The following is a 12,309-nucleotide window of genomic DNA, read 5'->3' as shown; positions in this document are numbered from 1 at the left end:
CTCTCCCAAAGGGAGAGGGAACGATATTTGGTATTATAGCCGATCTAACCATTCCCTCTGTACAGCCCCCTCTCCCTATGGGAGAGGGAACGATATTTGGTATTATAGTCGATCTAACCATTCCCTCTGTACAGCCCCCTCTCCCTCTGGGAGAGGGTCGGGGTGAGGGTCACCCCATCAATTTTTCCATCTCTTTCGACCGCTCCACGCAGGCTTGCATAGCCTGTTCTACAATTTGTTCGAGCTGTTTTTCATTAAACACATTTAACGCGGCCGCCGTTGTTCCCCCTTTTGATGTCACATTTTGACGTAATGTCGCCAACTCAACAGTAGGATTTTCCACCACCATTTGCGCTGCGCCCAACGCAGATTGTTGCACCAATAAACGAGCTTGTTCTGCGGTTAATCCCATCTTTAACAAGGCTTGTTGCATGGATTCCATAAATAAAAAGAAATACGCAGGACTGGAACCCGACGCAGCAGTAACAAGGTGCATATCTTGCTCATCTTTTACCCAACAGGTTTTGCCTACGGCTTGCAATAAATCATCGGCGAATTTTTTAAAATTCTCCTTCACGCTGTTTTGGGCAAATAACCCTGACATGCCTTGCGACACCAAAGCTGGCGTATTCGGCATAACTCGTACCACATTATTGGCGTGATGCAAAAGTGCGGTGATTTTTTCCACCGAAATGGCTGCCATAATGGAAATCACTAATTTTTGCGAAAAATCCACCGCACTTAACGCAGAACACACTTCCGCTGCACCTTGCGGTTTCACCGCTAACACCACAACATCACTTGCAGCCGCTGCTTTTACATTATCCGTCGAAACCAAGACGCCTTGTTCGGCAAATAAGGCTCGTTTCGGTGCATTGCGATCACAAACCGTAATCAAATTAGCCGGATAGCCTGTTTTCAACAAACCAAACACGATAGCTTGTGCCATATTGCCACCGCCGATAAAACAGATCGATTTTTGTTGCATTGTTTTTTTCCTTTTTTATTGGGTTAGGAAGATTATACGCAAATTTGCCCAAAATAACACCGTATTTCACGCTGATTTCGCTTTCTCAAATTTAATACGAAAATTTTGTTTTTTCTTCGCATTTTATTGCAAACTTTCTTTTTTTGCCCCGAAAAAAGGCAGCAAATTCTATTCATTTTTACCTATCATAAGCAACATCGTGGGGGCAAGTTTGCACCTTGCGAAGTAAAAATATTCACTTATCAATAGGAGAAACATTATGGCTTTTAATATTAAAAACAGACATTTACTTAGTCTTGTAAATCATTCTGAACGTGAAATTCGTTATTTGCTTGATCTTTCCCGTGATTTGAAACGTGCGAAATACGCAGGTACCGAACAACAAAAACTCAAAGGTAAAAATATTGCGTTAATTTTTGAAAAAACCTCCACGCGTACTCGCTGTGCCTTTGAAGTCGCTGCTTACGATCAAGGGGCAAATGTCACCTATATTGATCCAAATTCTTCCCAAATCGGGCATAAAGAAAGTATGAAAGACACCGCACGTGTGTTGGGACGGATGTATGACGCCATTGAGTATCGTGGCTTTAAACAAACCATTGTACAAGAACTTGCCGATTACGCTGGCGTGCCAGTGTTTAACGGGCTAACCGATGAATTCCACCCAACCCAAATGCTCGCCGATGTGCTTACCATGATTGAAAACTGCGACAAACCGCTCAACCAAATTAGCTATGTGTATATTGGTGATGCTCGCAACAATATGGGGAATTCCTTGTTGTTAATCGGGGCAAAATTGGGCATGGACGTGCGGATTTGTGGTCCAAAAGAATTATTGCCGGAAGCTGAATTAGTGGCCATGTGCGAAAAATTTGGTGCTGAAAGTGGGGCAAGAATTACCGTCACTGACGATATTGATCGTGCAGTCAAAGGGGTGGATTTTGTGCATACCGATGTGTGGGTGTCAATGGGCGAACCGTTAGACAGTTGGGGCAAACGTATTGATTTGTTAATGCCATATCAAGTTACCCCTGAATTAATGAAACGCACCGGCAATCCGAAAGTGAAATTTATGCACTGCTTACCGGCGTTCCACAACAGCGAAACCAAAGTGGGCAAACAAATTGCGGAAAAATACCCCGCACTTGCCAAGGGTATTGAAGTCACCGAAGATGTGTTTGAATCTCCAATGAACGTGGCATTTGAACAAGCGGAAAACCGTATGCACACCATTAAAGCCGTGATGGTGGCAAGCCTTGCTTAGGGGGACAGAATGAGAATTGTAATTGCATTAGGCGGCAACGCCTTATTACGCCGTGGCGAACCACTTACAGCGGAAAATCAACGGCAGAATGTTCGCATTGCTTGCGAACAAATTGCCAAAATTTATCCGCACAATGAATTGGTGATCGCCCACGGTAATGGCCCACAAGTCGGCTTACTTGCTTTGCAAGGGGCGGCTTATAAAGACGTGCCAACCTATCCATTAGATGTGTTAGGGGCGGAATCCGTGGGGATGATCGGCTATATGATTCAACAAGAATTGGGGAATTTGGTACCGTTTGAAGTGCCGTTCGCTACGTTGCTTTCCCAAGTGGAAGTGGATAAAAACGACCCCGCATTCCAGAATCCAACCAAACCGATTGGCCCTGTTTACACCAAAGAAGAAGCGGAACGCTTGGCGAAAGAGAAAAATTGGACCATTGCACAAGACGGTGACAAGTATCGCCGTGTGGTGCCAAGCCCATTACCAAAACGGATTTTTGAAATTCGCCCAGTGAAATGGTTGTTGGAAAAAGGCAGTATTGTAATCTGTGCTGGCGGTGGCGGTATTCCAACCTACTACGACGATCAAGGCTCCTTGCGTGGTGTGGAAGCGGTGATTGATAAAGATCTCTGCTCTGCGTTGTTAGCGGAAAATCTGGAAGCGGATTTATTTATTATCGCTACTGATGTGTCAGCGGTATTCTTAAATTGGGGCAAACCAGATCAGAAAGCCATTGCCAAAGCACACCCAGATGAATTGGCGAAACTCAATTTTGCTGCCGGTTCAATGGGACCAAAAGTGCAAGCGGCCATTAACTTTGTAAAACAAACCGGCAAAGACGCTGTAATCGGCTCCTTGTCTGATATTGTGGACATTGTGAAAGGCACCGCAGGCACACGCTTGAGCACCAAGGTGGAGCAAACCACTTATTACTAATTAACGCTTAAGAATAGGGGGACGCCTCCCCCTGTTCTTGTAAGGAGTTTATGATGAGTAGTACAAAAAAATTTAAATTTCCTACCGCATTTACCATTCTCTTTGCGATTTTGATTATTGCCGTAGGACTCACTTGGATTGTGCCAGCCGGCTCCTATTCCAAATTAACCTACAACAACACCACACAACAATTTGTGGTAAAAACCTATCAACAAGACGATAAATTCTTGCCTGCCACGCAAGAATCTTTGGAAAATCTCAATATTAAAATCAAACTGAATAACTTCCTTGAAGGCACCATCAAAAAACCGATTGCCATTCCAGGGACTTATCAACAAGTCGAGCAACAACCAAAAGGTATCAAAGATATTACCTTGAGCATGGTAGAAGGTACCATTGAAGCCGCTGATGTCATGGTGTTTATCTTTGTGTTAGGGGGGATGATTGGGGTTATCAATCGTACCGGTTCCTTTAATGCCGGTTTAACCGCACTAGCAAAACGCACCAAAGGACGGGAATTTTTCATCGTATTTTGTGTATCCGTGTTAATGCTGATCGGCGGTACCACTTGCGGTATTGAAGAAGAAGCGGTGGCGTTCTACCCGATTCTGGCACCGATATTTATTGCTTTAGGTTATGACGCCATTGTGTGCGTGGGGGCTATTTTCCTTGCCTCCTCCATGGGAACGGCATTCTCCACCATCAACCCATTCTCGGTTGTCATCGCCTCCAATGCGGCAGGGATTCAATTCACTGAAGGGATGGGCTTCCGTTTCTTAGGTTTAGTATTGGGCGGTATCTCTGTTATCACCTATCTTTACTGGTATTGTAAACGTGTTAAAGCGGATCCAACTTTCTCATTCTGTTATGAAGAACGAGAAGAATTTAACCAACGTTATTTGAAAAACTTCCAAACGGATGACAAAACAGAATTGGTATTTACCAAAAAACGCAAAGTCATCTTAACCCTATTCTGTATTGCTTTCCCAATTATGGTCTGGGGCGTGATGGCCGGTGGCTGGTGGTTCCCACAAATGGCCTCTTCCTTCTTAGCCATCACCATTTTGATTATGTTTATCTCTCGTTTATCCGAAGAAGATGTACTCAACGCCTTTACCGCAGGGGCTTCCGATTTAGTTGGCGTGTCCTTGATTATCGGCTTGGCTCGTGGGGTAAACTTGGTGCTAGATGAAGGTATGATTTCCGATACCATCTTAAACTACACCTCAAATATCGTGGCTGGCATGCCAAGTAGTGTGTTTATTCTTGCTCAATTAGTGATCTTCATCTTCTTAGGCTTGTTTGTACCGTCATCTTCTGGTTTAGCTGTGCTTTCTATGCCAATTATGGCACCGCTTGCCGACGCGGTGGGCATTCCACGTCACATTGTGGTTTCTGCCTACAACTGGGGACAATACGCCATGTTATTCTTAGCCCCAACTGGCTTGGTGTTAGTGACTTTACAAATGTTACATATTCCATTTAATAAATGGGTGAAATTTGTCATGCCAATGATTGGAATGTTATTGTTAATTGGTTCCATTTTGTTGGTGGTGCAAGTATCGCTTTATGCTTAACGCATAAGCCCGTGCGACTACTGCCGAAAATGGTGGTAGTCGCTTATTAAGCTGAGTGAAACTGCCTCTGTTTACTTGTTTACAAAGCAGAGCATGACTTGTATCATATGAGTAACCAAACAAGGAATGTAAAATGCCAACCAAAACCCTTGATAATACTGATTTACGCATTTTGCGATCACTGCAACAAAATGGCAAACAACAAAACAATGAACTGGCTGAAACCATTGGTTTGTCCAATTCCGCTTGTTTACGCCGTGTGAATTTATTAGAACAAAGTGGCGTAATTGATAAATACGTTTGTTTGCTCGATCCGAAAAAATTGCAACTCAATGTCACGGTGTATGTGCTTGGCTCCTTTATTGAAGCCGATCTGAAACTCAAAGAACGCTTTATTTTTGAAATGAAGCTGATCCCGCAAATTACCGAATGCCATTTAATGGCCGGCGATTTTGATTTTATCCTAAAAATCCAAACCCATGATTTAGATGAATTTTATAGTTTACAAAAACAATATCTCACCACCTCACTTGGTATCAAAAATCTCAAAACCGAGATTATTTTACAAACCGTGAAAAATACCACGGAATTGCCGTTGTCGTCTTGTCGTTACGGTAAATAATAAGATTTAGTTTTAATTGTCATCATTCAATTCTTTCACCAATTTCTTAGCCTGAATAATCGCATTTTACTTAGAAATTATTCATCTTTTATAATCTTTCTTGATTATAATAAAAAATATGTTAGCATAATCACCTAAGATTAATTAACCGAGTCAGTTATGTTTAACTTACATCTCATCAAACAAGCACAAAAAGAGATTCTAAAAATGCCCGCCTCATTAAAAGATGCGACTTTTGAAGCACTTAAACAGCTTGAACGACAAGGCAATCAATTAAAAGAGCCGAATGTGCGAGATATGGGAAATGGTTTAAAAGAATTGCGAGCGTCGTCAAAAGATGGTATCTCACGCAGTTTTTTCTTTTTTACATTGGCAAACAAATCTATGTTATTCACGCATTACATAAAAAAACACCCAAACAAGATTTAGATCTTGCTAAACAACGAATGAAAGCCATTAAGGAGCAACTCCATGCAAACTGAAACCTATGAATTTGTTACCCTTGCGGAACTTGAACAAGAATTAATGCAAGATCCCGAATTTGTCGAATTGCGTCAAGCGCGTGACGTGCAAAAAAAAATGATTGAAGAACTCAGACAATATCGTTTGAACCAACATCTTTCACAAGGCGAAATTGCTAAACGTACGGGAATTAAAGCGCAAAACATTAGCCGCCTTGAGCGTGGTTTGGTGCGTCCAACCTTGGAAACCATCACCCGTTATGCGCAAGCACTCGGTGGTTCAATTGTTTTTCAACCGAATGCGTAATTCCCAACTTAACTCTAAGAACACCCTATGTACTGGTTCAAAAACGCCATTATTTACCGCTTAACCAAAAATCTGGATTGGTCAGATAGCACGTTGCAACAAAGTTTAACAGCAAATGAATACCACCCTTGTAGCCAATCTGACATGAGTAAATTTGGCTGGACTAAACCGTTGCGCGAATCGGAGGCATTATATTTTTCCAACGACAAACAGATTTTATTGTTGGCACACAAAGAAGATAAAATCTTGCCAAGTCCCGTGATTAAACAAGAATTAGATGAACGTGTGCGTCAGTTGGAAGAAAAAGAAAATCGCAAATTGAAAAAGACCGAAAAACAGGCATTGAAAGATGATGTGGTGGCGATGTTGTTGCCACGAGCGTTTAGTAAACATCAGCAAACAGCGATTTGGATTAACACCGAAACCAATTTAATTTATGTGAATGTGGCCTCTTATAAACGAGCGGAAGATACCTTGGCATTGTTGCGTAAATCGTTAGGTTCGTTGCCGGTGGTGCCATTGGCTTTTGCCAATGAACCTGCTATTGTGATGACCGATTGGTTGGTGCAACAAAAAATACCGTCATTTTTCACCGCACTTGATGAGGGCGAACTCAAAGCGGCGGATAATCAAGGCATTATTCGTTGTAAAAATCAGGATTTAGAAAGCGAAGAAATTTTATCTCATTTGCAAAAAGATAAATTTATCAGCAAGTTATTGTTGGAATGGGAAGAACACTTGAGCTTTGTGTTAAACGATGACGGCACGCTTAAACGCTTAAAATTTGCCGATAATATTCGGGAAAAGAATGACGATATTTTAAAAGAAGATGTAGCACAGCGTTTTGATGCCGATTTTTTGTTGATGACTGGCGAACTTGCCAAGTTAACCGAACATTTACTTGATGAATTTGGTGGTGAGAAAATAAAATAATTGCGCCTTGCAGAAGGTATGCACAACAAATAGACAACAGGGCAAATGATTTTGCCCTAAAAATATCATTAGCCTACTTCCCCTAAATTTAGGTAGAATAGGCATTATTTATTTCAAGAGATCGCCCTATGAGCCTATTTGCCCTTTGCTATATGCTGTTTGCCTATTTACTCGGTTCCATTTCCAGTGCAATTTTAATTTGCCGGCTGGCAGGTTTACCCGATCCCCGCACGGTGGGATCGCATAATCCGGGTGCGACCAACGTATTGCGTTTAGGTGGCCGATGGGCAGCCTTGGCGGTGCTGATTTTCGATATGTTAAAAGGCATGTTACCCGTGTGGGCGGGTTATTATTTAGGCTTAACCCATTTTGAATTAGGTATGGTGGCGTTAGGCGCTTGTTTAGGCCATATTTTCCCGATATTCTTTAAATTTAAAGGTGGCAAAGGCGTGGCGACGGCCTTTGGTTCCATTGCCCCGATTGCTTGGGGCGTCGCTGGTTCCATGATCGGCACTTGGTTGTTGGTCTTTTTAGTGAGCGGTTATTCTTCTCTCAGTGCAGTGATTGCGGCGTTATTAACACCGTTATATGTATGGTATTTCAAACCTGAATATACTTTCCCTGTCGCCTTGGTGTGTTGCTTATTAATTTATCGCCATCATGATAATATTCAACGTTTATGGCGTGGGCAAGAAAGCAAAATTTGGTCTAAATTCAAGAAATAATCAAAAATAATGAAAAAATTTTTACTTCTTCTCGTCATCTTGCTATTGGCTATCAGCGGTTGGGGCTATCGCCAAATGCAGCAAGTTGTGAACCAAGCTGTCACTGTGCAACCCGATCAATTATTAACCGTGAAACGTGGCACCACAGGCAAAAAACTGGCGGATCTTTTTGAGCAAGAACACTTAGTGGCGGACGCAAAATGGTTGCCTTGGGCATTAAAATTACAGCCACAATTCAATAATGTGAAAGCAGGCACCTATTCACTCAATGGGGTAAATACCCTTGCGGATGTTTTAAAAATTCTGAACGAGGGGAAAGAGGCACAATTTAGTTTACGTTTTACGGACGGTGAAACTTGGCGAGATGTAAAGAAATCGCTGCAAAATGCACCGCACTTGGCCTCCTCTATTCAAGCCAAAACTGCGCAAGAATTATTACAACTGCTTGAATTACCTGAAAATAGCCAACATTCTTTAGAGGGTTGGATCTATCCCGATACCTATAATTATGTGCCAGACTCCACCGACTTAGCCCTATTAAAGCGAGCAACTGACCGTACACAAAAATTGTTGGCACAACTTTGGGCGGAACGAGATGAAGATTTACCGTTACAAAGCCCTTATGAAATGCTAATTTTGGCCTCTATCGTGGAAAAAGAAAGTGGCGTACAAGCCGAACGTGGCCGCATTGCCTCAGTGTTTATTAACCGCCTAAAATCCAATATGAAATTACAAACGGATCCAACGGTTATTTATGGCATGGGCGACAATTACAACGGCAATATTCGTAAAAAAGATTTGGAAACCCCGACCGATTATAATACTTATGTGATTGATGGGTTACCCCCAACACCGATAGCCAATCCAAGCGAAAGTGCATTGCAAGCCGTATCTCACCCCGAGAAAACCGATTTTCTCTATTTTGTGGCTGATGGCACCGGTGGACATAAATTTAGCCGAAATTTAGCCGAACACAATCAAGCCGTGCAAGCCTATTTGCGTTGGTATAAACAAAACAAAAAAACGGATAAAAAATAATATGACTGGAAAATTTATTGTACTCGAGGGCTTAGAGGGTGCCGGCAAAACCACCGCACGTCACGCCATTGTGGAACAACTGCATGCTAACGGGATCACCGATTTAGTGTTCACCCGAGAACCCGGTGGCACGCCTTTAGCAGAGAAATTACGCCAACTAATTAAACACGAAACCGAAGAACCTGTCACTGACAAAGCAGAATTATTAATGCTCTATGCCGCACGTATTCAGTTGGTCGAAAATGTGATTAAACCGGCCCTTGCACAAGGCAAATGGGTTATTGGTGATCGCCATGACATGTCCTCCCAAGCCTATCAAGGTGGCGGCCGTCAGTTAGATCAAGATTTTATGCTTAACCTAAAAAATAGTGTCCTCGGTGATTTTAAACCTGATTTTACCCTTTATTTAGATATTGAACCAGAACAGGGCTTAGCTCGAGCCAGAGGCCGTGGCGAATTGGATCGCATTGAGCAACAAAATTTAGATTTTTTCCACCGCACTCGGGAGCGGTATTTGGAATTAGTTGCTCAAGATCCAAATGCTACCACCATTAATGCGGGCCAAGCATTGGAACAGGTTACTGCGGATGTGAAAGTGGCAGTGCAGAAGTTTGTGGCGCCATCACTTTCGGCGTAAATTCAATAGACACGCCCAGTGCCGATGAAATCTTAGCAATGGTTTCAAAACGAGGCTGGCTTGAACCTGACAAAGTACGATACAGGCTTTCTCGCTGAATGCCTGTTTTTCTGGATAATTCTGTCATCCCCCTTGCTCTAGCTACGGTATTTAATGCTTGCAACAATTCTGCCTGATCGCCACTGGCAAAAGAAGCCGTTAAATAAGCGGCAATGGTTTCTTCATCAGTTAATAATTCCGCCGCATCAAAATCACTAATTTCTAAATCACTTGCTGATAAACTCATTGGTTTTGTTCCTTTTGTTTAACTAAATGCCACACATCTTTCGCTAACGTAATATCTTTTTCTTGGCTAGATTTATTGCCACCACAAAGTAACAAGTAAATTTTCTCCCCCATTTTGCCGTAATACAACCTATAACCCGATTTCACGGCAATACGCATTTCAAAAACACCGTCACCCACTGATTTGTGATCGCCAAAATTCCCTTTTTCAGCTCGCTCAATACGTTTGATGATCGCTGATTTGCCAATGGGATCTTTTAATCCATTAAACCACTTTAAAAATAAACCTGTTTTTTTGAGTTGATTTACTTTTTCTTGATTGTCCATTTTCATCTTCTATCCAAGCTATTTTAATGTAGTGTATACCTAAATAATACACATAATCAAGTGTTATATTACTTTTCACTAACACACATAACTATGTATTGTCACGGGCCTACATATCTTAATATAAGCCTCAGCGTGGCGTCATTTGCTTAACCTCGTACGTCAATGCGAGCAGAAACACTTTTTTATATTTTTTGCTATCTCCGAACAGATCAGGTATAGTTTCTTTTCATATAGTAACGGGCATTAATACAGAAAAAATGACAACACTCTACCCTTGGCTCACCCCCACTTACCAACAAATCACCCAGACGTTTTCACAAGGGCGGGGCCATCATGCTTTGCTGTTTAAGGCAGAAATGGGCGTGGGTGTGGAGCAATTAATTGATGCGGTGGCGAAGTTTTTGATTTGTACCGAATCGGAAAAGCCTTGTGGACATTGCCATGCTTGCCAGTTAAGCCAAGCGGGGAATCACCCTGATGTGCATTTGCTAGCGCCTATAGAGAACAAAGATATTAGTGTGGATCAGGTGCGCGAAATTAACGAGATTGTTAATCAACATGCTCAACAAGGCGGTAATAAAATTGTCTGGGTACAGGGAGCGGAGCGGTTGACCGAGGCGGCAGCCAATGCCATTTTGAAAACGTTGGAAGAACCTCGACCCAATAGCTATTTTTTATTGCAAGCGGATTTGGCGTCACCTTTAATGGCGACCATTTACAGCCGTTGTCAAATGTGGTTAGTCAACGTGCCAGAGACGGCGTTGGCGGAACAATGGTTACAAACGCAAACGAATGAAAAAATAGAAGAAATTTCCACCGCACTTCGTATTTGCTATCAACGGCCGTTGTCGGCATTGACGTTCTTACAACAAGGCTTAATGGAAAAACGGCGAGAATTTTTACGCCAATTTTGGGTATTTTATGTGCGTCGTTCGCCATTGGAATTATTGCCGCTATTTGAAAAGGAATTGATTTTTCATCAAATTGATTGGTTATTGGCATTTCTAACAGATGCTTTAAAAGATAAATTAGGCGTTCAAGAAAATTGGATTTGTCAGGATTTAGCCCGAGGCGTGCAACAATTTAACCAAAAACAGACCATGTTGGGGTTGTTGCAAACCAATCAAATTGTACAGAATATGCGGTTGGATTTAATTCAAATTAATGCGGTCAATCAAGAAATTATTTTATTAGACGGTTTAACTAAACTGATTACAGAAGTATTTGAACAATAAGAGGAAATATGTTTATTGTAGACAGTCATTGCCATTTAGACGCACTGGATTATGAAAATATACATCAAGATGTGAATGATGTGATTAACAAGGCAAAAGCCCGTGACGTACAACATTTGCTCACCATTGGCGTCACATTAAGCCGTTTTGAAAAACAGCGGGACAGTTTGGCGCACCGTGATGACGTGTCCTTTGCTTGTGGCGTCCATCCCTTGGATTTAGAGGACGAACCCTATGATGTGGAGCGTTTAATTCAGTTGGCCCAACATCAAAAAGTGGTGGCCATTGGCGAAATCGGCTTGGATTATTATTACAGTGCGGATAATAAAGCCTTGCAACAGGCCATTTTCGCCAGCCAAATTCAAGTGGCCAATCAATTAGATAAGCCGGTGATTATTCATACTCGAGCAGCTGGTGATGACACCATTCGGCTGTTGCAAGACAATCAGGCGGAAAAGTGCGGTGGCGTCATTCATTGTTTTACGGAAACCATGGATTTTGCCAAACAAGCGTTAGATTTGGGATTTTATATTTCTTGTTCTGGCATTGTGACCTTTAAAAATGCCGAGGACATTCGGGAGGTGATCCGCTATGTGCCGTTGGATCGCTTGTTAGTGGAGACGGACAGCCCTTATTTAGCGCCTGTGCCTTATCGTGGTAAACAAAATCAACCCGCTTATACTCGTGAAGTGTGCGATTATGTGGCCACCTTAAAAGGGTTAACGCCAGAACAATTTGCCGAACAAACCACCAAAAACTTTGAGCGTTTGTTTAAAATTCAGGTACAATAACAGCCTCTCCCCTTGGGAGAGGACGGAGAAAATCCGTCAGGATTTTCGGGCGGAGAGGGTTAAAACTCATGAAATTCCCCCTAAAAAAGCACCAAAAAATTTTTATTTTTGTGATCTCGATTCCAGAATTGAATTGAAAATCTTGCCTATTTTCCACCGCACTTGATAATGCTCCCA

General features: G+C 42.1%; 15 protein-coding genes. 12 read left to right on the top strand and 3 right to left on the bottom strand.

Features of this window, described 5'->3' with window-relative positions; genetic code table 11:
* Positions 1-169 precede the first annotated feature (169 nt).
* Positions 170-988, bottom strand: coding sequence for a pyrroline-5-carboxylate reductase (gene proC / locus ACTG7X_RS03725; RefSeq protein WP_439257202.1), 819 nt, complete (start codon positions 986-988; stop codon positions 170-172).
* Positions 989-1,247: 259 nt separating this feature from the next.
* On the opposite strand from proC, the gene ACTG7X_RS03720 reads away from it, so the two are divergent.
* The 10 genes from ACTG7X_RS03720 to tmk all read left to right on the top strand — a co-directional run bounded on the left by ACTG7X_RS03720 (position 1,248) and on the right by tmk (position 9,491).
* Positions 1,248-2,252 (top strand): ornithine carbamoyltransferase, encoded by a 1,005-nt coding sequence (locus ACTG7X_RS03720; RefSeq protein ID WP_439257201.1) that lies wholly within the window; start codon positions 1,248-1,250, stop codon positions 2,250-2,252.
* Positions 2,253-2,261: 9 nt separating this feature from the next.
* Positions 2,262-3,191 (top strand): carbamate kinase, encoded by a 930-nt coding sequence (arcC, locus tag ACTG7X_RS03715; protein ID WP_439257200.1) that lies wholly within the window; start codon positions 2,262-2,264, stop codon positions 3,189-3,191.
* A 50-nt stretch (positions 3,192-3,241) separates the two neighbouring features.
* The gene (locus ACTG7X_RS03710) at positions 3,242-4,768 is read left to right on the top strand and encodes a YfcC family protein (RefSeq protein ID WP_439257199.1); all 1,527 of its coding nucleotides are present in this window, start codon (positions 3,242-3,244) and stop codon (positions 4,766-4,768) included.
* 133 nt (positions 4,769-4,901) lie between these two features.
* Positions 4,902-5,390: an Lrp/AsnC family transcriptional regulator gene (locus ACTG7X_RS03705; RefSeq protein WP_439257198.1), complete on the top strand. Its 489-nt coding sequence runs from the start codon at positions 4,902-4,904 to the stop codon at positions 5,388-5,390.
* A gap of 159 nt (positions 5,391-5,549) precedes the next feature.
* Complete coding sequence (locus tag ACTG7X_RS03700; protein ID WP_439257197.1) at positions 5,550-5,819, top strand: type II toxin-antitoxin system RelE/ParE family toxin; 270 nt, start codon at positions 5,550-5,552, stop codon at positions 5,817-5,819.
* Positions 5,820-5,861: 42 nt separating this feature from the next.
* Positions 5,862-6,158: a helix-turn-helix domain-containing protein gene (locus ACTG7X_RS03695; protein WP_439257196.1), complete on the top strand. Its 297-nt coding sequence runs from the start codon at positions 5,862-5,864 to the stop codon at positions 6,156-6,158.
* A gap of 27 nt (positions 6,159-6,185) precedes the next feature.
* Positions 6,186-7,091: a recombination-associated protein RdgC gene (gene rdgC / locus ACTG7X_RS03690; protein WP_439257195.1), complete on the top strand. Its 906-nt coding sequence runs from the start codon at positions 6,186-6,188 to the stop codon at positions 7,089-7,091.
* 128 nt (positions 7,092-7,219) lie between these two features.
* The gene (gene plsY, locus ACTG7X_RS03685; RefSeq protein WP_439257194.1) at positions 7,220-7,816 is read left to right on the top strand and encodes a glycerol-3-phosphate 1-O-acyltransferase PlsY; all 597 of its coding nucleotides are present in this window, start codon (positions 7,220-7,222) and stop codon (positions 7,814-7,816) included.
* Positions 7,817-7,825: 9 nt separating this feature from the next.
* A complete protein-coding gene (mltG, locus tag ACTG7X_RS03680) occupies positions 7,826-8,854 on the top strand; it encodes an endolytic transglycosylase MltG (RefSeq protein ID WP_439257193.1) in 1,029 nt (342 codons plus the stop codon).
* 1 nt (position 8,855) lies between these two features.
* A complete protein-coding gene (gene tmk / locus ACTG7X_RS03675) occupies positions 8,856-9,491 on the top strand; it encodes a dTMP kinase (RefSeq protein ID WP_439257192.1) in 636 nt (211 codons plus the stop codon).
* On the opposite strand, the gene ACTG7X_RS03670 is transcribed toward tmk, so the two are convergent.
* The gene (locus ACTG7X_RS03670) at positions 9,433-9,777 is read right to left on the bottom strand and encodes an addiction module antidote protein (protein WP_439257191.1); all 345 of its coding nucleotides are present in this window, start codon (positions 9,775-9,777) and stop codon (positions 9,433-9,435) included. The two genes, tmk and ACTG7X_RS03670, sit on opposite strands and share 59 nt — an antisense overlap.
* A complete protein-coding gene (locus ACTG7X_RS03665) occupies positions 9,774-10,109 on the bottom strand; it encodes a type II toxin-antitoxin system RelE/ParE family toxin (RefSeq protein WP_439257190.1) in 336 nt (111 codons plus the stop codon). Before ACTG7X_RS03665 ends, ACTG7X_RS03670 begins: the two co-directional genes overlap by 4 nt.
* A gap of 254 nt (positions 10,110-10,363) precedes the next feature.
* On the opposite strand from ACTG7X_RS03665, the gene ACTG7X_RS03660 reads away from it, so the two are divergent.
* On the top strand, positions 10,364-11,341 hold the full coding sequence (locus tag ACTG7X_RS03660) for a DNA polymerase III subunit delta' (protein ID WP_439257189.1): 978 nt from the start codon (positions 10,364-10,366) through the stop codon (positions 11,339-11,341).
* 8 nt (positions 11,342-11,349) lie between these two features.
* Positions 11,350-12,132 carry a TatD family hydrolase gene (locus ACTG7X_RS03655; protein WP_439257188.1) on the top strand — a complete coding sequence of 261 codons (783 nt, stop codon included), beginning with the start codon at positions 11,350-11,352 and terminating at the stop codon, positions 12,130-12,132.
* The last annotated feature ends 177 nt before the right edge of the window (positions 12,133-12,309 follow it).

Origin of the sequence: Lonepinella sp. BR2271, assembly GCF_051851515.1 — a bacterium.
GTDB lineage: Bacteria > Pseudomonadota > Gammaproteobacteria > Enterobacterales > Pasteurellaceae > Lonepinella.
The sequence above is the reverse complement of the archived record's forward strand: the minus strand, read 5'-3'. Positions and strand labels throughout refer to the sequence as shown.